The organism is Pantoea phyllosphaerae (genome assembly GCF_051025595.1).
Taxonomy (GTDB): Bacteria; Pseudomonadota; Gammaproteobacteria; order Enterobacterales; family Enterobacteriaceae; genus Pantoea.
Genome location: NZ_JBPFDE010000007.1, coordinates 104107 through 127573, shown reverse-complemented (window position 1 = coordinate 127573; position 23467 = coordinate 104107). Strand labels below are relative to the sequence as shown.

Below are 23467 nucleotides of genomic sequence, written 5' to 3'. Positions count from 1 at the left end.
CCGGCAGGGATGCCGCTTTTGCGTTTTTCTATGGGGGGCATCTGACCCGCGCTAGCATGCTTTTGGCCCCGCCTGAGCGTGAAGCGGCTGACGCTTTTTTCAAGACTGTGCTTTATCCTGCGCCGAACTTCCCGTCCGCTGGGGTACAAACCGCTGGCGCCAGGCGCTGGGGGTTAAGCCAGTGTCGCGCGTAAACACCACCGAAAAATAGTTGCTGTCGTCGAAACCGCAGCGCGCCGCCACTTCACCGATCAGACAGTCCTGGGTGCGCAGCAGATGCTTCGCCTGACAGAGCTGCAGCTGACGCAGATAATGGCCGACCGTCATGCCGGTCTGCTGACGAAACAGCTGCTTTAGCGCCCGTTCGTTCAGCGAATTCTGCTGGCAAAACGCCGCCAGGTCGAAGGGACGCGCGACCGCGCCCTGCAGCGCCGACATCAGCAGATCGAGCTGCTCGCCCTCCGGCAGCGCCCAGGGGCGATCCGCCGCATAGCCGTGACGACGCAGGATCAACGCCAGCTGCAAAAAAAGCGCTTCCGTCAGCTGAATAGAGAGGGGATCGCTTTTGCGGCTCTCGCGCTCCAGCTGGCTGATGACGCCGCGCGCCAGCGCCATGCCGCGCGTAGTCAAGCGCCAGCAGCCCGGCGCGTCGATGCCCTGCGGCGGCAAGAGTTGCGTCCAGTCGAGAGCCAGGCCGAAGCGATCGCGGCAGTAAAGAATATTATCCAGCACCAGATCGTTAACGCTGTCGTAGCTGTGGCAATCCTGGTCGCGGATATAGAAGACGTCGCCACAGGTAATCAGCCAGGGGCGATCGTTGAGGATATGCAGGCCGTTGCCGCGCCAGACGATGACAATTTCGCTGAACTCATGCCGGTGCGGGGGAAAGGAAGGTTGCGGCATACGTTCAGCCACCGTAACCGGCAGGCCTGGGGCGGCAAAATAGTCGTCCCGACTCAGTATCAGCGTCATCGCTTGCTCCTTTTACATCATCTGCTGGCGCTCCGCTCGCGGGGCGCAGCCAAATTCACGCCGAAACAGGGTGGAGAAATGGTTGCTGTCGCCGAAGCCGCACTGAAAAGCGATATCGGTGATGCGCAGATCGCTGTGGCGCAGCAGGTGGCGCGCCTGCAGCAGACGCAGGCGGTTCAGATAGCGCTGCGGCGTACTGCCGGTCTGCTGCTTCATCTGACGGTGCAGCGTGCGCAGCGACAGCGAAAAGCGGTCGGCCAGCGCCTCCCACAAAATTTCTTCACTGTAGTGATCGTTAAGCCAGTCGAGCAGGCGGTGCAGGCGCGCTTCCTGATCCTGCGCCTGTTCATTGCGGCACGCCTCGCGCAGCAAAACCAGCAGCTGCAAAAAGAGCTGCTCCTGCCGCGCCTGCTTCTCCAGCGACCATCCATCATCCTGCCGCATCTTTGCCACCACATCCAGCGCCTGCGTCATGACTTTATTATTTATCCGCCAGTGCGAAGCGTAGCTGCCGTCTTGCTCGTTCGGCAGCAGCGCCTGCAGTCCCGAGAGAAAGCGAAACGCGCCCGGGCTGCGGTAAAGCACGTTGGTCAGGCAGAGATTCTCCGTCTGTTCGTACAGATGGCGATCGTGATCGCGCACGAAGCAGACGCAGCCCGCGCACAGCGTTTGCGGCTGTCCGTTAAACACATGAATTCCCGAGCCCTGTTCCACCAGCACGATTTCATGAAAATCGTGGTGATGTTCAGGAAACGCCTGCTGCGGTACCCGGGGTTCGATAGCGATGGCGTAGTCGCCCTGAGAGAAAAAATCGGCGCTGTGTAAAATCGTCATGGGGACCTCGGTCGTTTAACAAAAGCGTAACCGAGTCTACTCAGCGCTCACGCGGCTGACCTTGAATTTTCTACCTTGAAGCGCAAGAAATTTGCTTTTTTTTCTAGATATTCCCACCAGTTAAAAGAATTGCGGCAAAGCTCACATCCGTCGCCCTTGCGCCTCTGTGATCTCTCTCACGAACTTCTTTGCAAACCTGCCAGCGGCGTTGCGGCGCTGGCAGTACGGGGAAGGTGGCGTGCCCTCAAGGTTCCTACTCTGTCAGCATCATATCTAAGGAAGAACGGGCCATGAGTAAGCGAAATATCGTTGCGGTTGATTTGGGCGCATCCAGCGGACGCGTGATGCTCGCCCGGTGGGACGCCGCATCACAGCAAATCGATCTGCGCGAAGTGCGTCGTTTCGCCAGCCGTCGCGAACGTCGCGCCGGCTATGACTGCTGGGATCTCGATCATCTGGAGCGCGAAATCCGCGCCGGGCTGGCGCAGCTGGACGAGGAGGACATCGTACCGGACAGCATCGGCATCGACACCTGGGGCGTTGATATGGTGTTGCTGGATAAAGCGGGCAACCGCGTCGGCGAAGCGGTGAGCTATCGCGATAAGCGTACCCATGGCGTGATGGAACAGGCGCTGCGCGAACTGGGTAAAGAGGCGATCTACGCCCGTACCGGCATTCAGTTTCTGCCGTTCAATACTCTCTATCAGTTCCGCGCCCTGAGCCAGCAACAGCCAGACTGGAAAGAGAAGGTCGCTCACGCGCTGATGATCCCCGACTATCTGCACTTTCGCCTGACGGGCAAGCTTAACTGGGAGTATACCAACGCCACTACCACGCAGCTGCTGAATATCGAAAGCGGCGAATGGGACGCCGATCTGCTTGACTGGGCTGGCGCGTCCCCTGCCTGGTTCGGCAAACCGACCTCGCCAGGCAATGTTATCGGCTGCTGGCAGAACGCCCGCGGCGTCGAGATCCCGGTTATCGCCGTCACCACCCACGACACTGCCAGCGCAGTGCTCGCCACGCCGCTGACGCAGGAGAACGCGGCCTATCTCAGCTCCGGCACCTGGTCGCTGATGGGATTCGAAAGCCTGCTGCCTTACGCCTCGGCAAACGCACTTGAGGCGAACATTACAAATGAGGGCGGCGCCGAAGGCTACCGCGTGCTGAAAAACATTATGGGTCTCTGGCTGCTGCAGCGGGTCTGCGCCGAGCTGCAAATCGACGATCTCTGCGCGCTGATCGCCGAGACGGTGAAAGAGCCAGCCTGCCGCGCGCTGATCAATCCCAACGACGCGCGCTTCATTAATCCTGACAGCATGGTGAACGAAATTCAGAACGCCTGCGCTGAACAGCATATGGCGGTGCCGCAGTCAGCCGCCGCGCTGGCGCGCTGCATTTTCGACAGCCTCGCGCTGCTCTACCGCGAAGTGATCGACGAGCTGGCCAGGCTGCGCGGCGGCGCGTTTCGCCAGCTACACGTGGTGGGGGGCGGTAGCCAGAACGCGTTTCTCAACCAGCTCTGCGCCGACGCCTGTGAAATTCCGGTGCTGGCCGGGCCGGTCGAAGCCTCCACGCTCGGCAACGTTGGCTGCCAGCTTATCGCCCTGGGCGAACTGACCGACGTGGCGGATTTCCGCCGCTGCGTGGAAAACAACTTCCCTCTGAAGACATTTGAACCGCTGACCAACAGCGCCCTTCGTGCCTGCCAGGCACGCTTTTCAGCGCTGAGTCAGCCTGCTAAGGAACTCGCATATGACAAAGCTGATTGAGCAAGCCTTTGAGCTGGCTAAACAACGTTATGCCGATATCGGCGTGGATGTCGAACAGGCGATGGCGCGCCTGGATAGCGTCCCCGTCTCCATGCACTGCTGGCAGGGCGACGACGTGCGCGGCTTTGAAAATCCGCAGGGTGCACTGACCGGCGGCATTCAGGCCACCGGCAATTATCCCGGCAAAGCGCGCAACGCCACTGAACTGCGCGCCGACCTGGAAAAAGCGCTGTCGCTGATCCCGGGCCCTAAACGTTTGAACCTGCACGCTATTTATCTGGAAAGCGAAACGCCCGTGGATCGCGATGCCATTGAGCCGAAGCACTTTGCCAACTGGGTAGAGTGGGCGAAGCAGCAGAAGCTGGGGCTTGATTTCAACCCAAGCTGCTTCTCACACCCGCTGAGTGCTGACGGTTTCACTCTGTCGCACGCCGACAAGGCGATCCGCCAGTTCTGGATCGATCACTGCAAGGCGAGCCGACGTGTGTCGGCTTACTTCGGCGAGCAGCTCGGCACGCCGTCGGTCATGAATATCTGGGTGCCGGACGGGATGAAAGATCTCACGGTGGATCGACTGGCGCCGCGTCAACGGCTGCTGAGCGCCCTGGATGAGGTGATCGCCGAGAAGCTCAGCCCGCAGCACCATATTGACGCCGTTGAGAGCAAGCTGTTCGGCATCGGCGCGGAAAGCTACACCGTCGGCTCCAACGAGTTCTTTATGGGCTACGCCACCAGCCGTCAGACCGCGCTCACGCTGGACGCTGGCCACTTCCATCCGACCGAAGTGATCTCCGACAAGATCTCTACCGCCATGCTTTATGTGCCGCGCCTGCTGCTGCACGTCAGCCGTCCGGTGCGCTGGGACAGCGACCATGTGGTGCTGCTCGACGATGAAACTCAGGCGATCGCCAGCGAAATCGTGCGCCACCAGCTGTTCGACAAGGTGCATATCGGCCTCGACTTCTTCGACGCCTCGATTAACCGTATCGCCGCCTGGGTCATCGGCACGCGCAACACCAAGAAAGCGCTGCTGCGCGCGCTTCTGGAGCCGACCGAGCGCCTGCGCCAGAGCGAAGCCGCCGGGGACTACACCGCGCGTCTGGCACTGCTGGAAGAGCAAAAATCGCTGCCGTGGCAGGCGGTATGGGAAGCCTGGTGCCTGCGCCACGACGTGCCCGCCGACGCCAGCTGGTTAAGCGATGTGCGTCACTATGAAAAACAAATCCTGAATCAACGTTAAGGGTTCACTATGCAAAGCATTCTTTCATCCTGGTTTGTACAGGGAATGGTTAAAGCCACCAGCGATATGTGGCTAAAGGGGTGGGACGAACGTAACGGCGGTAATGTGTCGCTGCGCCTGCTGGAAGAGGAAGTTAAACCTTTCGCCGGCGATTTTTACGCCGAGCCGCGCTGCGTTGAGCTGACGAAACCAGCGCCTGAACTGGCCAGCTGCTGGTTCCTCGTCACCGGATCGGGCAAGTTTTTCCGCAACGTACAGCTCGATCCCGCCGACTGCCTGGCGCTGCTGAAGGTCGACGAGCAAGGGCTCTCCTATAAAATTCACTGGGGGCTGAGCAATGGAGGACTGCCGACCTCTGAGCTGGCGTCACACTTCCAGTCTCACAGCGTGCGCAAAGCGGTCTCCGGCGGCGCGGATCGCGTGATCATGCACTGTCACGCAACCAACTTTATGTCGCTGAGCTACGTGGTGGATCTCGATTCGGCACGCTTTACCCGCCTGCTGTGGGAAGGCAGCACCGAGTGTCTGGTAGTGTTCCCGGACGGCGTCGGCATCCTGCCGTGGATGGTGCCGGGAACCGATGAAATCGGGCAGGCGACAGCCGATCAGATGGCCTCTCACAGCATCGTGATGTGGCCGTTCCACGGCATCTTCGGTGCCGGACCGACGCTGGATGAAACCTTCGGCCTGATTGACACCGCAGAGAAATCGTCCGAGGTGATTGTGAAGGTTCTGTCGATGGGCGGCATCCGCCAGAGCATCACGACCGAACAGCTGGTGGCGCTGGGCAAACGCTTCAACGTTAAGCCGTGGCAGGCGGCGCTCGATGCGGGTCCAGCCAATGCTTCGTAAAGCCTTTGTCATGCAGGTGAATAGTGATTGCCATCAGGAGTATGAGCGTCGCCATTCCCCCATCTGGCCAGAGCTGGCGGAAACGCTCAAGGCGCACGGCGCGCACAACTACGCCATCTGGCTGGATGCCGAACGGCACCTGCTGTTCGCCAGCGTGGAGATCGAATCGGAAGAGCGCTGGAACGCGGTGGCGCAGACGGAAGTGTGCCAGCGCTGGTGGGCGTCGATGAAGGATCTCATGCTAAGTAATCCCGACAACAGTCCGGTTAGCCAGGCGCTGAGGCCGGTCTTCTTCCTCGAGTAAAAGTCGTAAACGAGCAGGGCGGGAATTTTCCCGCCCTGATACTTCATCGCGCAAAATATTCAGCGCGGCTTCATGCACTGACCGGTAAGCGCTGGCCACATCGCCATCAGGGTGTCGATGATGTTATCGAGATCCGCTTTTGGCGCGCCTTCGCGCGCGCGCACCGACATACCCTGCAGCATACAGGCGAGATAGCGCGCAAGAGAGAGAATATCGACCTGCGCCGCAATATCGCCGCGCTGCTGGCGGACGGTGAGAAAATCAATCAGCGTCTCTTGCTGCGCATTGTGCTGCTGGCGCAGCATATGGGCGATCTCACCCGATGATGAAGAGAGCGCGGTTGAGGTGCAGATAAAGAAGCAGCCCGCCGGGGTATCGCGGTGGGTAAAGCAGGCCGCCGTCGCGCGAAACCAGCCTTCAATCGCTTCAGCAACCGATTTACTCTCATCCTGCAGCGCGGCGTTGCGTTCGGCGCTGAAGCGCTCGACATAGCGCTCCATTGCCGCGCGGAACAGGCCTTCCTTATTTTCGAACTCGGCGTAAAGCGTCGGCGCTTTTGCGCCGGTGGCAGCGACCAGATCGGAGAGAGAAGTGCCTTCATAGCCATGGGTCCAGAACAGCGTCAGGGCCTTGTCCAGCGCCGCATCCCGGTCGAAGGTTTTGGGGCGACCACGACATTTTTTCAGGACTTCATCATATTGCTGGCTCATAGATCCTCACGTCTGAAAAATACTCCATTAAATTACCGATCATTAAGAAAATATGCAAGCCAGCTTTCGCGCCCGGAAAAGTGGGTTGGCATTTTGTGCGTTACCGCTCGTCTTTCCCCCATAGGGTTAAGTGGAAAGGGGCGCCGGAGCCCATACTCACGGCTCTTTCGTATTAAAATAACGATCGATAAAAAAAGGTTGACGCAGTACAGCAACTGGCTCTACTATTTATTTAACGATCGTTAATTAAGTTAACGACACTTTTTATCACACCCGAATATGAGAGCGATATCATGAAAACCATCAAACTGACCCTGGCCGCTCTGGCCCTTACCACCGTGACTTTTGGCGCATTTGCAGCAGATCAGGTTGCCAGCGATCCGCTGCACCAGACTCCGGTAGGCACCATCTCCGCACAGGGCGGCACTAACCTGGATTCACTGGAAGCGCAGCTGAACGCGAAAGCGGATGCCGCAGGCGCAAAATCTTTCCGCATCACCTCAACTTCAGGTCAGAACAACCTGCACGGCACCGCAGTGATTTATCAGTAAGTCAGCAGCGTCGGAGAGAAGGAGAGAGAAGATGAAAAGCGTGAAGTTTGTCATTGTGGCGGCGCTGCTCAGTACGGTTTCTCTGGCCAGCGCGGCGGCGCAGCAGCCTGAAGCTGCGCCTTATTACCAGACAGCAGCCGCTGCGGTTAACGTCAGCGGCAGTAGCAGCCTGATTTCGCTGGAGCAGCAGCTGTCGGGAAAGCAGGACAACATACGCGTCAAGCCTTTTCGCATTGCTTCGACCTCTAGCGCGAGCAGGCTGTCTGGCACCGCCGCCAGCCTTAATTAAGAATAAGGGCGTCAGAACCGTGTTCTGACGCCCTTATTTTATCCGTTGCTGCGCAGCTGCGGATATTTACGGAAGATAGCGATACACCAGAACAGCGCGACCAGCCCCAGCAGCCCGCCTATATTCCCCACGTCTCCCATGCTCAGATGCTCGCTGACCTGATTGCCCAGCAGCGCGCCCGCGCCGATGCCGATATTATAGATGCCTGACATCAGCGACATCGCCACGTCGGTGGCATCCGGCGCCAGCGACAGCACGCGCACCTGCATCGCCAGGCCGATCATCATCATCGCCATGCCCCACAAAACAGAGAGCGTCACAATCGCGGCCGGACGAACGGCGGCGAAAATCAGCAGCCCCATGCAGAGGGTGATAACCGCTATCGCAGCGATCAGCAGCCCAGAGGGGAACTTATTGCCCAGCGAGCTAAAGAGCACGCTGCCCAGGATTCCGGCGGAGCCGAACAGCAGCAGCAGCAGCGTGGTAAAGTTCTCATCCGCATTCGCCACGAACTGCATAAAGGGTTCAATATAGCTGTAGGCGGTGTAGTGCGCGGTCACCACCAGCGTCACCAGCAGATACATGCTCACCAGCGCTGGTCGGCGAAACAGCATCGGCACGCTGCTCAGCGAGCCGGTGTGTTCGCTCGGCAGACGCGGCAGGATGCGCGCCAGCAGCACCATCAGCACCAGCGCCGAGGCGCCAATCATGCCGAAAGTGGTGCGCCAGCCCAGATATTGACCGACCACGCGGCCGATCGGCACGCCGAGCACCATCGCCAGCGCAGTGCCGGTCGCCAGCATGCTTAACGCCTGGGTCTTTTTACCGGCTGGCGCAACGCGAATCGCCAGCGAGGCGGTGATCGACCAGAACACCGCATGCGCCAGCGCGATGCCGATGCGCGACAGCACCAGCGAGGCGAAGCTCCAGGCGAAGGTCGACAGCACATGGCTCACGATAAAGATCGCGAACAGCACGGTCAGCAGGACGCGCCGCTCGATATTGCGCGTCAGCAGCATCAGCGGCAGGGAAAGCAGCGCCACGACCCAGGCGTAGATAGTGAGCATGATGCCCACATCAGCGCTTTTCATGCTGAAGCTGGCGCCGATATCGGAAAGCAGGCCGACGGGCACGAATTCAGTGGTATTGAAAACAAAGGCGGCGATAGCCAGCAGCACCACGCGTAGCCAGGCCGTTTTACGGGATACAGTAGTTGATTGCATGAAAATAAAATCTGTCAGAGCTGCAGCAAAAAAGATGCGGTTTCACATCCACGAAAGTGACTTGCGTCACAATTATTGACCATTGTGAGGGAATTGCACGGTAAGGGGAACGGTGTAACGCAGTTTTATTCCTGAAAGTTTTTTATCGCCCGGCTGGCGGGCGATAAACCTGGGTTATCGGCGTGGTGTTTTGCCTGGCGTCATGCGCTTCAGGGTATTGTCCTTCAAAAAATAGTGATGAAACAGCGCGCCTGCGGCATGCAGGCCGATCAGCCAGTATCCCAGCGGCGCGAGCGTTTCATGCCAGTCGATCAGGCTATCGGAAAGATCGAAGCTGGGTTCGCTCGCCACCGGCATCGGTATGCCGAACAGCCACCAGTCGCGCCCGCGCAGATAGCGCGAGGTGAGGCCCAGAATCGGCAGCGTAATAAACAGCGCATAGATCAGCGTATGCACCAGATGCGCCAGGCCGGTTTGCCAGCGGGCAATGGGCGGCGTGATGGGCGGCGTGCGATGGCGCGTGCGCAAAAACAGACGCGCCAGCATCAGCAGCAGGACGGTAAAGCCTGCGCTGAAGTGGGTAATAATCATGGCGTAGCCCTGCCAGGAGCCGCGCTCGGCAAAGCCGCGCAGCTCAATAGTGGCATAAGCCAGCGCCACCAGCAGAAAAGTCAGCCAGTGAAGGGCAATTTGTGAAGCAGCATATTTTTCGCGCATAGGTTGCTCAGGCATCAGGAAGAAGCGCTCTACCTTACTGGAAAGAGAGAAGAAATCTTAACAAACTGGCGCAACGGCGCAACGCTTTGCTGACCTCCGCGGCGAGGCCAGCATAATCAGAGTCAGGCGATATGTTTTAGTGCCACGCTATTCTGAGTCCTCAGGTTTTTTTTTACCGGCAGCGGGCAGCACGCTTCGCACCCCAGCGAGCCGGGGTAATACTTGCGCGCCTGCTGAATCGCGGCATTCGCAGTGTAAAAAGTGCCGAGGAACAGGCGGGAGTCGAGCGGGGGAAGATACTGGCAGCCGGCGGCGTGCACCACATGGTTATCGTTGTAGCCAGAAATTTTAGAAACGTAGTAGTAATGGCCCATTGGGACATCCTCATTGCTGTAAAAAAAAGTGCATTTATTGTTGGAGTGAGAAGGATTATAGCGAGGATTGGCGACTTTGTTTTTATATGGTCCTGTTTAGTCGGCGGGCTCAGGTGTCAACAGGTGAAAAAGGACGCAGATGCGTCCTTTTTTATCGAGCGCCATACGGCATCAGAGCTGTTTTTGCTGCAAACGCCAGCCTGCCAGCAGGGCGAGCAGCAGCAGCGCAGAGATGAAGAGGGTAATACCAGGCCAGCCGTAGCTGTGCCAGAACAGGCCGCCCAGCGTACCGGCAACGCTGGAGCCAACATAGTAGCTAAAGAGATAGAGCGACGATGCCTGGCCTTTGGCACGACGCGCGCGCGGGCCTATCCAGCCGCTGGCAACCGCGTGAGCAGCGAAGAAACCGGCGGTGAACAGCATCATGCCGAAGAAAATCCATGCCACCGCGCTCAGTGCCGTCAGCAACAGGCCGACCAGCATCAGCGCCGTAGCACCGAGCAGCACCGGACCACGCCCCAGCTTCATCGTCAGCGCGCCCGCCTTCGGCGAACTCCAGGAGCCAGTCAGATAGACCACAGAGAGCAGGCCGACGACAGCCTGGCTGAAATGGTAAGGCGCCCCGAGCAGACGGTAGCCAATATAGTTGAACAGCGTGACGAAGGCGCCCATCAGCAGAAAGCCTTCTGCAAACAGCAGCGGCAGTCCGGCGTCGCGCCAGTGCAGGCGAAAGTTAATCATCAGGCTGCGCGGCTTCAGCGACGCCGGACGAAAATGGCGTGATGCGGGCAGAATACGCCAGAACATCAGCGCCGAGGCCAGGGCGCAACAGCCTATCGCCGCAATGGCGACGCGCCAGGAAAAGAAGTCGGTCAGTACGCCGCTCAACAAGCGGCCGCTCATGCCGCCAATGGAGTTACCGCTGATATAGAGCCCCATAGAAAACGCGGTAACGCTGGGATGGATCTCTTCGCTGAGGTAGGTCATGCCTACGGCGGCCACGCCGCTGAGCGAAAGGCCGGTGAGGGCGCGCATCAGCAAAATGCCCTGCCAGCTGTTCATGGTGGCGGAAAGCAGGGTGCAGACTGCCGCCAGCATCAGCGCCGTCACCATCACGTTCTTGCGGCCCACGGCGTCGGAAAGCGGGCCGGTCACCAGCAGCCCTAGCGCCATCAGCCCGGTGGCAATCGAGAGTGAAATACTGCTTTCGGCGGGCGATACGCCAAACTGCGCCGACAGCACCGGCAGGATAGGCTGTACGCAGTAGAGCAGCGCGAAGGTTGCCAGACCGGCGGAAAAGAGCGCCAGGGTGACGCGCATAAACTGCGGCGTGCCGCGCTTGATCCATGCCGATGCTGCCGCGGGAGAAACCGCCGTCGAATCGGCTAACTCGCCATTGTCGAGGGTAGCCGCGTGAGAAGAGCGACGCACAGTGATTCCTTATCTGAAAAGAGTGCATCTACTCTAGGAAAGGGGTAATAGGTTGTCTAATATATTAATAATCTCAACTAATATGTTTAAAATATGAATATTGAACTGCGTCACCTGCGCTACTTTCTCGCGGTCGCCGAAGAGCTCCATTTTGGTCGCGCCGCACAGCGGCTCAACATCTCTCAGCCGCCGCTCAGCCAGCAGATCATGCAGCTGGAGCAGGAGATCGATGCGAAGCTGTTTACCCGCACCAACCGCAGCGTCCAGCTCACCCCGGCCGGGCAGCAGTTCCTCAGCGACGCGCGGGCCATTTTGCAGCAGGTCGAGCAGGCGGCCAGCCGCGCGGCGCGGCTGGAGCGCGGCGAAGAGGGCGAGCTGCGCATCGGCTTTACCTCTTCTGCACCCTTTACCGGGCTGGTCTCTGACGCCCTCTATCAGTTTCGCCAGCGCTGGCCGCAGGTGCATATCCAGATGCAGGAGATCAACACCCGCCAGCAGCTTGCGCCGCTGCATGAAGGTCGGCTCGATCTGGGGGTGATGCGCAACACCGCGCTGCCGTCCGATTTGCGCCATCAGCTGCTGCTGCGCGAACCGCTGCGCGCGGTGGTGCACTGGGCGCACCCGCTGGCGGACGCGGAGAGCATCTCTGTCAGCGCGCTGGCGAACGAACCTTTCGTTTTCTTCGATCCGCAGGGCGGCACCGCACTGCACGGCGAAATCCTCAGCCTGCTGCGCCGCTACCAGATCACGCCCTACATCATGCAGGAGGTAGGCGAGGCGATGACCATCCTCGGGCTGGTGGCCACCGGCCTTGGCGTATCGATTTTGCCAGCGTCCTTCGCCCGCGCGCGCCTGGCCGATGTGGTCTGGCTGCCGCTGAAGGAAGAGGATGCGCTGTCGGAAGTGTGGCTGGTCTGGTCGGGGGAGCGCGAGCCGTCGATGCAGATGCGCAATATGATGCAGCTTCTGTCGCCCACCGCGCAAAAATAAGGGCCAGACCTTAAGCAAAGTCCGGTTTTTATGTGCTGTAAATCACATTTCAAATCAAATGTTTGACGCTCAGGCACAATCTGCCTCACCATAGTCGTTCTTTATTTAGAAGCGCGAAAATAACCGGGAGCACAGGGCGTGAAGCTGGATAGTCAGCCTGGTCATATTGACCAGATCAAACAGACTAATGCAGGCGTTGTTTACCGCCTGATCGATCTCTACGGTCCGATTTCGCGTATCGAACTTTCCCGACTGGCGCAGCTGGCGCCCGCCAGCATCACCAAAATCGTGCGTGAAATGCTCGATGCTCATCTGGTGCAGGAGACGGAATTTCAGGAGCCGGGCTCACGCGGCCGACCGGCCATCGGCCTGATCCTCGATACGCTCGCCTGGCACTACCTCGCGGTGCGCCTGCATCACGGTGCGCTGACCCTGACGCTGCGCGATCTCAGCAGCCGCACGCTGGTGGAGGAGTCCTCGCCGCTGCCTGACGAAGCGCAGCAGCCGCTGCTGACCTCGCTGATCGATCGTGTCGACGCTTTTTTTATGCGCCACCAGCGTAAGCTGGAACGGCTCACGGCGATTGCCATTACGCTGCCCGGGCTGATTAACGCCGCCTCGGGCGTGGTGCACCGGCTGCCGGGCTATGAGGCGCGCGAGATACCGCTGGGGGATACGCTGGCGCAGCGCATCGGGGTGCCGGTTTTCGTGCAGCACGACATCTCCGCCTGGACCCTGGCGGAGTCGCTGTTCGGCGCATCGCGCGGCGCGCAGGACGTGATCCAGATTGTGATTGACGACACCGTCGGCGCCGGGGTGATCAGCGGCGGCCAGCTGCTGCACAAAAGCGGGCGGGCGCTGGTGGAGATTGGGCATACCCAGATCGATCCCTACGGTCAGCAGTGCTACTGCGGCAATCACGGCTGTCTGGAGACGGTTGCCAGCACCGGTAGCCTGCTGGCGCTGGCTGCGCAGCGCCTGGCCGCGCAGCCCGACAGCGTGCTGCACCAGCAGCCGTTAACGCTGGAGACGCTCTGTGTAGCGGCCCAGCAGGGCGATCGGCTGGCGCGCGATGCCATCGCGAGCGTCGGGCATCATGTCGGCCGGATGCTGGCGATGATGGTCAATATCTTCAATCCGCAGCATATCCTGATCGGCTCGCCGCTCAACGAGGCGGCTGACGTCCTGTTTCCCGCCGTCAGCAACACCATCCGCCAGCAGGCGCTGCCCGCCTACAGCGAGGCGATTCAGCTGGCCCCCACGGCGTTCCGTGAACCGGGCACCCTCGGCGCGGCGGCCCTGATTAAAGACGCGCTCTACAGCGGCTATCTGCTGGTGAAGCTGTTGCAAGGTTAAGCGCGACTGAACCTTGCGCTAACGCAAGCTGCCTGCTGTCCGCACTCCTTACAATGGGTTTTGCTTTTTTGTAAAACAAAACCGTTACGTTGAGGAGGAGTGGGGTGAAAAATCTGTTCATTACCGGCACTGATACCGCTGTAGGGAAGACCGTTGTTTCGCGCGCGCTTCTGCAGTATCTCGCCCGCGCTGGCCTGAGCGCAGTCGGTTTCAAACCGGTTGCCCGAAACGCCACGCGTAGCGCGGAGGGCCTGCGCAGTAAAGATGCGCTGGTGTTGCAGAGCAGTTCGACCGTAACCCTGCCATACGACGCGATCAATCCGTTGATTTACGAAGAAGATGAGGTCAGCATTCGGCCGCGCAGGCCCGTGGACTATCCGCTGCTGAGTCAAAGCCTGCAGCGGCTGGGTCAGCAGGCCGACTGCGTCGTGGTCGAAGGCACCGGCGGCTGGCGCAGCCTGATGAACGATGCGAAGCCGCTTTCCGGCTGGGTGGCGCAGCACCACATGCCCGTGGTGCTGGTGGTCGGCATCAAGCAGGGCTGTCTCAGCCACGCGCTGTTGACCGCCGAGGCGATCGCGCGCGACGGGCTGCCGCTGGCCGGCTGGGTCGCCAACCGCATCAACCCCGGTCTGGCGCACTATGCCGAACTGATCGATGTGCTGCGCGACAGTCTCGACGCGCCGCTGCTCGGGGAGTTGCCCTATCTGCCGCGCGCCGAACAGCGCGACCTGGCCGGTTATCTCGATCTCTCTTCGATGGGCATCACCGCACTGCCCGATTCAGGTGCAAAGATCGCCTGACAGTGAAACAGGATGTTGCAAAGCCGCTGCGGCTGAATCGATGGTTTCAGGGTTCAGCGCAGCGCTTCCTGTTTTTAACTGCTTCGTGATCAACAGGTTACCTCTTTAACCTTTTGCTGCCCGCGCGCGTGGCGTGATAAATGCATTAACAGCGTTAATCACAATACCGCCGGAGCACGATTATGTCGCATTCAGAAGAGAAAACATTGCTGTACGGGCTGGACGAGCGCATCAGGCCCGCGCCCGCGTTTTTCGCCGCGCTGCAGCATCTGCTGGCCAGCGTGGTCGGCATTATCACGCCGCCGCTTATCATCGGCTCGGTGCTGGGGCTGCAGGCTTATATTCCCTATCTGATTAGCATGTCGCTGCTGGTTTCCGGCATGGGCACCTTTCTTCAGGCGCGGCGCATGGCGGGGATCGGCGCAGGCATGATCTGCCTGCAGGGCACCAGCTTCGCCTTTCTCGGCGTGATCCTTTCCGGCGGAATGATCGTCAAAAGCCGCGGCGGGTCGCCGGAGGATATTATGGCGATGATCTTCGGCTGCACGCTGGTCGCCGCGCTGATCCCCTTATTGATTAGCCGCTGCGTCGCACAGCTGCGCCGCGTGCTGACGCCGGTCGTGACCGGGACGGTGATCACGCTGATTGGCATCAGCCTGATTAAGGTGAGCATCACGGACTGGGCGGGCGGGCATAACGCCGTGAATTTCGGCGCGCCCGGCAACCTGGCGCTCGGTGCCCTGACGCTGCTGGTGATTATCGCGCTGAACCGGATGCGCAACCGCTGGGCGCGGCTGATCGCGGTGATCGCAGGCATTGCCGTCGGCTGTCTTGCCGCAGCGCTAAGCGGCACGCTGGTGCTGAAGCCGCTGCCGGAGACGGGCTGGCTGGCGCTGCCGGGCTTTTTCCGATTCGGCTTCGCCTTCGACTGGACCATCTTTCTGCCGATTGCGCTGGTGTCGGTGATTTCAGTGATTGAGGCGGTGGGCGACCTGACCGCCAACTGTATGCTGTCGCAGCAGCCCATCAGCGGCCCGCAGTTTCAGCGCCGCCTGCAGGGCGGCATCTGCGCCGACGGCGTGAGCTGCGTGCTGGCGGCGGTTTTCTCCGCGTTTCCCAACACCACCTTTGCGCAGAATAACGGCGTGATTCAGATGACCGGCGTGGCGAGCCGCTATGTCGGCATGGTGATGGGGGGAATGCTGGCGCTGCTCGGGCTGTTTCCCGTCGTGGGCGCGCTGATGCAGCAGATCCCGCCGCCGGTGCTGGGCGGCGCGACGCTGGTGATGTTCGGCAGCGTGGTCGCCGCCGGGATCCGCGTGATGACGCAAACCCCGCTGGGGCGTCGTGAGATGCTGATTGTCGCTGTCTCTTTTGGTCTGGGGCTGGGCGTCGAAGCGGTGCCGGAAGTGCTGAAGCAGTTCCCGCCGCTGGTGAGTCAGATTTTTGGCCATGCGGTAACCACCGGCGGCGTGCTGGCGATCCTGCTGAATCTGGTACTGCCCAGCGAGCCGCGCGCGGTCGCCTTGCCGCAGGGTGAAGCGGTGGAGAAAGGGCTGTAAAAATGAGGCAGCCCAGGCGATAAGGTTTGCGTCTGGACTGCTTCCCCCCGAAACAAAACCTTCCCGCTATAGCGTTCTTCGCCCTTGACCCTCCATGAACTCTCGGCATCCAGCGCGGCTGTACGCCTGCAGCCTGATCTTTCCTGTCGTTATCGCCGCACGCCGGGCACAGCAGCAACGCGAATTTAGGCTAGCCTTGCTGAATAACAAAAGGGAGAGATATGACTGAGAGCGCACACCTGCAGGTCAGCCACCGCGGCTGGATCCTCTTCGCCTGTATGCTGGCGATGTTTATGGCCGCTATCGAGGTGACCATCGTCGCCACAGCGATGCCGACCATCATTGCCGACCTGGGCGGTTTTTCACAGTTTGGCTGGGTTTTCTCTGTCTATCTGCTGACGCAGGCGGTGAGCGTACCGCTCTATGGTCGCCTCGCGGATATGTGGGGGCGGCGCAAAATGTTTTTCATCGGCACTTCGCTGTTTCTGATCGGCTCGGTGCTCTGCGGCTTTGCGCACAGCATGCTGTGGCTCATTCTCTTCCGCGCCTTTCAGGGGCTGGGCGCTGGCGCCATTATGCCGCTCAGTTCGACCATCGTGGCGGATATCTATTCGCCGCGCGAGCGCGCCAGCGTGCAGGGCTGGCTCTCCAGCGTCTGGGGCGTGGCGGCGATCGTCGGTCCGCTGACCGGCGCCTGGCTGGTGCAGCACTTTAGCTGGTCGCTGATCTTCTGGGTCAATCTGCCGATAGGGCTGCTCAGCATGGCGATGCTGGCGCGCTTCCTGCCCGCCCACTGCGTCGATGAGAAGCCGCAGCCGCTGAACGTCGCGGGCAGCCTGTGGCTGACGATCTGCGTCAGCGCGCTGCTGATGGCGCTGCTGCAGGCGGAGTGGCTCGGCTACTGGCTGGTCGCCTTTCTCATTCTGGCACTGTTCGCCGGCTGGCAGCTGAAAAGGCATGAGCTGCGCGCCGATGCGCCGCTGTTTCCGCTGGCGATCTGGCGTAGCCGCCTGATTATCGCCGGCAACGCCGGAAACTTGATTATCGGCGCGGCGATGATGGGGATCAGCGCCTTTCTGCCGACCTGGATCCAGGGCATCACCGGCGGCACGCCGCTGCAGGCGGGCAGCGCGCTGGCGATGATGTCGATCGGCTGGCCGCTCGCCAGCACGCTAAGCGGGCGGCTGATGCTGCGCACCTCGTACCGCTTTACCGCCCAGCTCGGCGCGTTGCTGCTGGTGGCGGGCAGTGCCTTGCTGCTGCTGCTGCGCGCGGAGAGCCCAATCTGGCAGGCGGGTGCGACCGCCTTTGTTATCGGCACCGGCATGGGAATGACCAGCACCACCTTTCTGGTCTCGGTGCAGAACCATGCGCATTACGATATTCGCGGCATCTGCACCGCATCGATCATGTTCAGCCGCATGATGGGATCGGCTATCGGCACCGCGCTGATGGGGGCAGTGCTGAACCTGAATCTGGTGCAGCGGCTGCCGCACGCCGCCGATCCGGTGCAGCAGGTGATGTCGTCGCCGTCGCGTGAGGCGCTCTCCAGCGAGACGCTGCACCATATGGTGCAGGCGATCGCCGCCTCGCTGCACTGGGTGTTCGTGGTGGCGCTGGTCATCGCGCTGTTTGCGCTGCGGGTGGCGTGGATGATGCCGCGACAGCGGCCGGAACAGGCGGAATAGAAAAGGGCGACAGCGTCGCCCTTATCAGGAGCCGACGCGGATAAGAGGGTCGGCTTTGGCAGCAGCGTAAGCTTACTGCGCTGGCGCATCCTGCGAGCTGCCTGCGCTGTCAGGCACGCTGCCTTCGTCGCCGCGTCCCACGCGCTTATAAACGATTTTCTGCGTGTCGTTTTCGCAATGGCCCACGACCTGGCCGCCCGCCTGGTCGACCTGATCGTTAGGCACGATATCCAGCGAAAAACCCGATTCCGGGACGCCGTTCTGAATGATTTTCTGGCTGATGTCCGCTTTCACGGACTCGCAGGAGGCGTGCGCCAGCATCGGCAGCGCCAGTAAAGTTGCGATTAACATTCCGGTCTGTTTCTTCATCACCTTCTCCTTTTGCGTAGTGAACCTTACTGACTATAGCAGCCCGTAGAAAAAATCAGGGCGCGACCGGTCGGCCGGTGCGGCGATCGAGACAGCGCAGGGTATTGGCTTCCCAGTAAGCGTTGACGTTATAGCTCTTTTCGCAGGCGTCGCGGGTATCGAAGGCGCGATCTGCTTTATCGAACTCTTTCTCTACGCGGGAGTTCACCTTATGGCGCAGCCGTTGCGTGTCATTCCATTGCTCTTTGCTCTGGCGCGCGGCCTCATTACTGGCGGCATTATTGCCATCTTCAATAATCAGACGGCTGGTATTGGCGCTGGCCTGCACGGCGGTCAGCATCGCACTGCTGGCGAGCAGCGCGGCGAACAGGGTCGGAAACCATTTTTTCATCGTCTTTTCCTTCGGTTAATGCCTGGCGCGCAGGGATGGTTCAGGGTTGCGGCAGACGAGGCATAGTATATCATCGCGCTTTATTTGCTCACCAGTGGTGGGCGATCGGTTTATCTTTGCGAGAGGATCCCATGCTGATCAAAACCGCGCTGCTCTTTTTTCTCACCGCCATCGCAGAGATTGTCGGCTGCTTTTTACCCTGGCTCTGGCTGAAAAAGAACGGCTCCGTCTGGCTGTTGTTGCCTGCCGCCCTGAGCCTGACCGCCTTTGTCTGGCTGCTGACGCTGCATCCGGCGGCGAGCGGGCGCGTCTATGCGGCCTACGGTGGGGTTTACGTGCTGACCGCGCTGTTATGGCTGCGGGTGGTGGACGGCGTGAGGCTCAGCGCCTGGGACTGGAGTGGGGCGCTGGTGGCGTTTTGCGGCATGCTGATTATCGTGGCGGGCTGGGGGCGCGCCTGAGAGGAGACCAGCCCGGCGGGCTGGCCTCAGGCGCCGTCAGGGCTTGTGCACTTTCAGGCCAGCCTGCGTCTGGCTCACCGGCATCATCTCCAGGGTGTTGATATTGACATGCTTCGGCAGCGTCGCGACCCAGTACACCGCCTCGGTGACATCCTCCGCCGTCAGCGCCGTCGCGCCTTCGTAAACCTTATCCGCTTTTTCATCGTCGCCTTTAAAGCGCACGTTAGAGAACTCGGTGCCGCCGACCAGGCCGGGCTCAATATCGGTTACGCGTAGCGCCGTGCCGTGCAGGTCGGTACGCAGGTTGAGGCTAAACTGGCGCACAAAGGCTTTGGTCGCGCCGTAAACGTTGCCGCCCGCGTAAGGCCAGCTGCCGGCGACGGAGCCGATATTGATAATGTGGCCGACGTTGCGCGCCACCATATCCGGCAGCAGGGCGCGGGTCATAAAGACCAGCCCTTTGGTGTTGGTGTCAATCATATTTTCCCAGTCGTCGACGCTGGCGCGATGCGCCGGCTCGATGCCAAGCGCCAGTCCGGCGTTATTCACCAGTACGTCGATATTGCGCCACTCGGCGGGCAGCGAGGCGACCGCTTCCTCGATCGCGGCGCGGTTGCGCACGTCGAGCTGTAGGGGATAGAGGTTCTCACCCAGCTCCTCTTTCAGCGCCTGCAGACGTTCGGCACGGCGGCCGCTGGCAATCACCTTATGACCTGTTTCAATGAATCGGCGGGTGATACTTTGACCAAAACCGGCCGTCGCGCCGGTAACAAAAATAATCATCTCACTGTTCCTTAACACGTTTTCAGTTGACCTGTTGTCACCATACCACTTCAGCGCCGCGGCTGCGCAACAAAAGCACGCGCGGGCCGTAAAGGAATGTTGCGGGCGTTGCGCTGCGCTATTCTGGCGCGCGCTGCACCAAAGACGGGCAGCGGCGCGCGCAATCTCCACGGCCTGTTTTCAGCGCGGTTATCTTGCCAGGGAAGCAACCGGTTGCGCATACGATACCGTTTTTCTCGCCGTGGCAAAAATGCCTTTTTTACATAACATATTGAACAGGCAGGAGGTTCTGGCATGCAGGTTGCACTTTATCGCCACGCTATTAACGGTTAACTCCCTGTGTACGGAAAAGGAAAGCGTATGACATCCCCCCTGACGGCCATTCGCGCCAGCTTTTTTGATTTTACCGATGTGGCGCGGCAGCCCGAGGCGATTATGGCGCAGGCGCGCTATATCGACGATGGCGTGCTGCTGCTGGAGGAAGGGCGCATCGTCGGGCTGCATGCCTGGGAGAGGCGGCCGCAGGTGCCAGACGATCTTATCGATCTGCGCGGCCACCTGATTGTGCCAGGCTTTGTCGACACCCATATCCACTATCCGCAGACCGAGATGATCGGCGCCTACGGCGAGCAGCTGCTGCAGTGGCTCAGCCACTATACTTTTCCGGTGGAAAGCCAGTATCACTGCGCCGACCACGCCGCCGCCATGTCCGCCTTTTTTCTGCAGCAGCTGCTGGCGAATGGCACCACCAGCGCGCTGGTATTCGGCACGGTGCATCCCCAGTCGGTGGAGGCGCTGTTCAGCGCCGCCGACGCGCTCGCTATGCGGCTAATCGCTGGCAAGGTGATGATGGATCGCCATGCGCCGGACGCCCTGCTGGAGACGCCGGAGCAGAGCTATGCCGACACGCGGGCGCTAATTGAACGCTGGCACGGGCGCGGTCGGCTCAGCTACGCGCTGACGCCGCGCTTTGCCCCCACCTCGACGCCAGCGCTGCTTGAAAAGGTGCGTCAGCTGCGTCAGGAGTATCCCGACGTCTGGCTGCATACTCATTTGAGCGAAAACCCGCAGGAGGTCGCCTGGGTGAAGTCGCTGTTTCCGCAGCATGATGGCTATCTGGATGTTTATCATCGCCATCAGCTCACCGGACGACGCAGCCTGTTCGCGCACTGCCTGCATCTGGAGGATCATGAGTGGCAGTGTCTGCATGACACCGATTCCGCCATCGCCTTCTGCCCGACCTCGAACCTGTTTCTCGGCAGCGGACTGTTTAACCTCAATCGCAGCTGGCAGCAGGGGGTCAGGATCGGCATCGGTACCGACGTCGGCGCGGGCACCACCTTCAATATGCTGCAGACGCTGGGTGAGGCCTACAAGGTCGGGCAGCTGCAGCAGTATCGGCTCAGTGCGGCAGAGGCGTTCTACCACGCCACGCTTGGCGGCGCGCACGCGCTGGATCTGCACCCGCACATCGGCAACTTTGCGCCCGGCAAAGAGGCGGATTTTGTGGTGCTGGATCTGGCCGTCTCGCCGCTGCAGCGGCTGCGCATCAGCAACAGTAAAGATATCTGGGAGCGGCTGTTTGTCCTGATGACGCTGGGCGACGATCGCAATATCGCCCAGACCTGGGTTAACGGACGCGCGGTATGGCGGCGCGACGAGGCGAAAGCGAGTTGTTGCGAGCGCGGCAACCTGCCAGGATAGTTTTTTGCACGGTAATCAGGAGCGAGGCATGAACGTCAGACAAAATCCGTTTTTTCAGGTAAGCACGCTGCCCTGGCAGGCGCCGCCGTTTGATCAGATTCAGGAAGCGGACTTTCTGCCTGCGCTGCTGGCGGGCATCGAGGAGAAGCGTAAAGAGGTGCAGGCGATTGCGCAAAATCCGGAGACGCCCACCTTTGCCAACACCTTTGAGGCGCTGGAGCGCAGCGGACAGCTGCTTGAACGCGTTAACCTGGTCTTCGGCGCCATGACCTCCGCCAATACCAGCGATTATCTGCAACAGGTCGATGAAGAGATCGCGCCGCAGCTGACCGCGCTCAACGACGAGATTGTCCTGAACAGCGCGCTGTTCGCCCGCCTTGACGCTCTCTATCAGCAGCGCGAGACCCTGGCGCTCGATCCGGAATCGCTGCGGCTGGTGGAGGTGACCTGGCAGCACTATCAGCTGTCGGGTGCCAGTCTGGAGGAAGGGGCTAAACAGCGGCTTAAGGCGCTCAACCAGCAGGCGGCGCGCCTCAGCACGCGCTTTACCAATAAGCTGCTGGCCGCGACCAAAGCGGGCGGGCTGGTAGTGCAGCACGCCGAGGCGCTGGCGGGCCTGAGTCCGGCCGATCTAGCGGTGGCGCAGGCGGCGGCGCAGGCGCGCGGGCTGGAGAACGCCTGGCTGCTGGTGCTGCAGAATACCACTCAGCAGCCAGCGCTGCAGGCATTGCGTTCGCGCGCGACGCGCCAGGCGCTGTTCGCCGCCTCGGTCGGCCGCAGCGAGAAGGGCGATGAAAACGATACCCGCGCGCTGGTGCTGGAGCTGGCTCAGGTGCGCGCGCAGCAGGCGCAGCTGCTCGGCTTCGCCAGCTTCGCCGAATGGCAGCTGCAGGATCAGATGGCAAAAACTCCCGACGCGGCGTTCGCCTTTATGCGTCATATTGTTCCGGCCGCGCGGGCGCGCGCCGAACGCGAAGCGGCCGCCATCCAGCAGATTATCGACCAGCAGCAGGGCGACTTTACCCTGGCCGCCTGGGACTGGAGCTTCTATGCCGAGCAGGTGCGCAAAGCGCAGTACGATCTCGATGAAAGCGAAATTCGCCCCTATTTCGAGCTTAACAACGTGCTGGAGAAAGGGGTGTTTTGGGCGGCGAACCAGCTTTACGGCATCCGTGTCAGCGAGCGTCACGATCTGCCGGTCTACCATCCCGACGTGCGCGTTTATGAGATCTTCGATGTCGACGACGCGCCGCTGGCGCTGTTCTATACCGACTACTTTAAGCGCGACAATAAAGGCGGTGGCGCGTGGATGAGCAACCTCGTCAACCAGTCAAGGCTGCTGGCGACGCGTCCGGTGATCTACAACGTCTGCAACTACACCCGACCGCCGAAAGGCGAACCCGCGCTGCTCAGCTGGGACGAGGTCATAACCCTGTTCCATGAGTTCGGCCATACGCTGCACGGGCTGTTCGCCACCCAGCGCTATCCGAGTCTCTCCGGCACCGCGACGCCGCGCGACTTCGTCGAGTTTCCCTCGCAGTTCAATGAGCACTGGGCGAGTGAGCCGCTGGTGTTCCTTAACTATGCGCGTCACTATCAGAGCGGCGAGGCGATGCCGGAGGCGCTGCACCAGAAGATCGTGCGCGCCAGCCGGTTTAACAAAGGCTACGACATGAGTGAGCTGCTGGCCGCTGCGCTGCTGGATCTGCACTGGCACAGCGTTGCCGTCGGCGAGACGCCGCAGTCGGTAGAGGGCTTTGAGCAGCAGGCGCTGCAGAGCGACAACCTGGCGCTGAAGGCCGTGCCGCCGCGCTATCGCTCCAGCTATTTCCAGCATATCTGGGGCGGTGGCTACGCGGCCGGTTATTACGCCTATATCTGGACACAGATGCTGGCAGACGACGGCTATCAGTGGTTTGTGGAGAATGGCGGCCTGTCGCGCGAGAACGGCGACCGTTTCCGCCAGATGATCCTGTCGCGCGGCAACAGCAGCGATTTGAAACAGCTCTATGAGAACTGGCGCGGCGGTGAACCGCAGCTGGAGCCGATGCTGAAAAATCGCGGCCTGGCCGACTAACCTTTAGCGGGCGC

24 protein-coding genes are annotated in these 23467 nt (G+C 60.6%); 14 read left to right on the top strand and 10 right to left on the bottom strand.

All coding sequences use genetic code 11. The features are described from left to right. Positions 1-99: 99 nt before the first annotated feature. Positions 100-972, bottom strand: coding sequence for an HTH-type transcriptional activator RhaR (gene rhaR / locus ACR6A7_RS11495; protein ID WP_434124975.1), 873 nt, complete (start codon positions 970-972; stop codon positions 100-102). A gap of 12 nt (positions 973-984) precedes the next feature. Continuing rightward, entirely contained in the window at positions 985-1806 is an 822-nt protein-coding gene (gene rhaS, locus ACR6A7_RS11490) for an HTH-type transcriptional activator RhaS (protein WP_434124974.1), read from the bottom strand. Positions 1807-2096: 290 nt separating this feature from the next. On the opposite strand from rhaS, the gene rhaB reads away from it, so the two are divergent. The 4 genes from rhaB to rhaM are packed head-to-tail and all read left to right on the top strand — an operon-like array spanning position 2097 to position 5974. Continuing rightward, on the top strand, positions 2097-3578 hold the full coding sequence (gene rhaB, locus ACR6A7_RS11485; RefSeq protein ID WP_434124973.1) for a rhamnulokinase: 1482 nt from the start codon (positions 2097-2099) through the stop codon (positions 3576-3578). After that, positions 3562-4818 carry an L-rhamnose isomerase gene (locus ACR6A7_RS11480; RefSeq protein WP_434124972.1) on the top strand — a complete coding sequence of 419 codons (1257 nt, stop codon included), beginning with the start codon at positions 3562-3564 and terminating at the stop codon, positions 4816-4818. Before rhaB ends, ACR6A7_RS11480 begins: the two co-directional genes overlap by 17 nt. Before the next feature lie 9 nt (positions 4819-4827). Further along, the gene (rhaD, locus tag ACR6A7_RS11475; RefSeq protein ID WP_434124971.1) at positions 4828-5670 is read left to right on the top strand and encodes a rhamnulose-1-phosphate aldolase; all 843 of its coding nucleotides are present in this window, start codon (positions 4828-4830) and stop codon (positions 5668-5670) included. After that, on the top strand, positions 5660-5974 hold the full coding sequence (rhaM, locus tag ACR6A7_RS11470) for an L-rhamnose mutarotase (RefSeq protein WP_434124970.1): 315 nt from the start codon (positions 5660-5662) through the stop codon (positions 5972-5974). Before rhaD ends, rhaM begins: the two co-directional genes overlap by 11 nt. A gap of 59 nt (positions 5975-6033) precedes the next feature. Here rhaM and ACR6A7_RS11465 read toward each other — a convergent pair whose 3' ends face one another. Further along, on the bottom strand, positions 6034-6684 hold the full coding sequence (locus ACR6A7_RS11465) for a TetR/AcrR family transcriptional regulator (RefSeq protein ID WP_434124969.1): 651 nt from the start codon (positions 6682-6684) through the stop codon (positions 6034-6036). 293 nt (positions 6685-6977) lie between these two features. Between ACR6A7_RS11465 and bhsA the strand changes: the two genes are divergently transcribed. Together bhsA and ACR6A7_RS11455 are read left to right on the top strand one after the other, a co-directional pair. Further along, complete coding sequence (gene bhsA, locus ACR6A7_RS11460; protein ID WP_434124968.1) at positions 6978-7235, top strand: multiple stress resistance protein BhsA; 258 nt, start codon at positions 6978-6980, stop codon at positions 7233-7235. 31 nt (positions 7236-7266) lie between these two features. Continuing rightward, complete coding sequence (locus tag ACR6A7_RS11455) at positions 7267-7524, top strand: multiple stress resistance protein BhsA (RefSeq protein WP_434124967.1); 258 nt, start codon at positions 7267-7269, stop codon at positions 7522-7524. A 38-nt stretch (positions 7525-7562) separates the two neighbouring features. Here the strand turns inward: ACR6A7_RS11455 and ACR6A7_RS11450 are convergent, their stop codons facing one another. The 4 genes from ACR6A7_RS11450 to ACR6A7_RS11435 form a co-directional block, all read right to left on the bottom strand. Beyond that, positions 7563-8747: a sugar transporter gene (locus tag ACR6A7_RS11450; RefSeq protein WP_434124966.1), complete on the bottom strand. Its 1185-nt coding sequence runs from the start codon at positions 8745-8747 to the stop codon at positions 7563-7565. A 174-nt stretch (positions 8748-8921) separates the two neighbouring features. Next, positions 8922-9464, bottom strand: coding sequence for a cytochrome b561 (gene cybB / locus ACR6A7_RS11445; protein WP_434124965.1), 543 nt, complete (start codon positions 9462-9464; stop codon positions 8922-8924). 122 nt (positions 9465-9586) lie between these two features. Next, positions 9587-9838 carry a hypothetical protein gene (locus ACR6A7_RS11440; protein ID WP_434124964.1) on the bottom strand — a complete coding sequence of 84 codons (252 nt, stop codon included), beginning with the start codon at positions 9836-9838 and terminating at the stop codon, positions 9587-9589. Positions 9839-10009: 171 nt separating this feature from the next. Beyond that, positions 10010-11269 carry an MFS transporter gene (locus ACR6A7_RS11435; protein WP_434124963.1) on the bottom strand — a complete coding sequence of 420 codons (1260 nt, stop codon included), beginning with the start codon at positions 11267-11269 and terminating at the stop codon, positions 10010-10012. A gap of 93 nt (positions 11270-11362) precedes the next feature. Between ACR6A7_RS11435 and ACR6A7_RS11430 the strand changes: the two genes are divergently transcribed. From ACR6A7_RS11430 to ACR6A7_RS11410, 5 genes are all read left to right on the top strand, one after another. Next, positions 11363-12259: a LysR family transcriptional regulator gene (locus ACR6A7_RS11430; protein ID WP_434124962.1), complete on the top strand. Its 897-nt coding sequence runs from the start codon at positions 11363-11365 to the stop codon at positions 12257-12259. A 138-nt stretch (positions 12260-12397) separates the two neighbouring features. Further along, entirely contained in the window at positions 12398-13615 is a 1218-nt protein-coding gene (gene mlc, locus ACR6A7_RS11425; RefSeq protein WP_434124961.1) for a sugar metabolism global transcriptional regulator Mlc, read from the top strand. Positions 13616-13719: 104 nt separating this feature from the next. After that, a complete protein-coding gene (bioD, locus tag ACR6A7_RS11420) occupies positions 13720-14418 on the top strand; it encodes a dethiobiotin synthase (protein WP_434124960.1) in 699 nt (232 codons plus the stop codon). 182 nt (positions 14419-14600) lie between these two features. Beyond that, the gene (locus ACR6A7_RS11415; RefSeq protein WP_434124959.1) at positions 14601-15980 is read left to right on the top strand and encodes a nucleobase:cation symporter-2 family protein; all 1380 of its coding nucleotides are present in this window, start codon (positions 14601-14603) and stop codon (positions 15978-15980) included. A 221-nt stretch (positions 15981-16201) separates the two neighbouring features. Continuing rightward, the gene (locus ACR6A7_RS11410) at positions 16202-17668 is read left to right on the top strand and encodes an MDR family MFS transporter (RefSeq protein ID WP_434124958.1); all 1467 of its coding nucleotides are present in this window, start codon (positions 16202-16204) and stop codon (positions 17666-17668) included. 72 nt (positions 17669-17740) lie between these two features. On the opposite strand, the gene ACR6A7_RS11405 is transcribed toward ACR6A7_RS11410, so the two are convergent. Together ACR6A7_RS11405 and ACR6A7_RS11400 are read right to left on the bottom strand one after the other, a co-directional pair. Continuing rightward, a complete protein-coding gene (locus ACR6A7_RS11405) occupies positions 17741-18037 on the bottom strand; it encodes a DUF1161 domain-containing protein (protein ID WP_033747186.1) in 297 nt (98 codons plus the stop codon). A gap of 55 nt (positions 18038-18092) precedes the next feature. After that, a complete protein-coding gene (locus tag ACR6A7_RS11400; RefSeq protein ID WP_434124957.1) occupies positions 18093-18428 on the bottom strand; it encodes a DUF1283 family protein in 336 nt (111 codons plus the stop codon). 131 nt (positions 18429-18559) lie between these two features. Between ACR6A7_RS11400 and ACR6A7_RS11395 the strand changes: the two genes are divergently transcribed. Continuing rightward, positions 18560-18889: a YnfA family protein gene (locus tag ACR6A7_RS11395; RefSeq protein WP_434124956.1), complete on the top strand. Its 330-nt coding sequence runs from the start codon at positions 18560-18562 to the stop codon at positions 18887-18889. Between the two features lie 36 nt (positions 18890-18925). Here the strand turns inward: ACR6A7_RS11395 and ydfG are convergent, their stop codons facing one another. Next, complete coding sequence (gene ydfG, locus ACR6A7_RS11390) at positions 18926-19672, bottom strand: bifunctional NADP-dependent 3-hydroxy acid dehydrogenase/3-hydroxypropionate dehydrogenase YdfG (RefSeq protein WP_434124955.1); 747 nt, start codon at positions 19670-19672, stop codon at positions 18926-18928. A gap of 360 nt (positions 19673-20032) precedes the next feature. On the opposite strand from ydfG, the gene guaD reads away from it, so the two are divergent. Together guaD and dcp are read left to right on the top strand one after the other, a co-directional pair. Continuing rightward, positions 20033-21376, top strand: a complete 1344-nt coding sequence (guaD, locus tag ACR6A7_RS11385) for a guanine deaminase (RefSeq protein ID WP_434124954.1) — start codon at positions 20033-20035, stop codon at positions 21374-21376. Positions 21377-21404: 28 nt separating this feature from the next. Then, on the top strand, positions 21405-23453 hold the full coding sequence (gene dcp, locus ACR6A7_RS11380; protein ID WP_434124953.1) for a peptidyl-dipeptidase Dcp: 2049 nt from the start codon (positions 21405-21407) through the stop codon (positions 23451-23453). Positions 23454-23467: the final 14 nt, after the last annotated feature.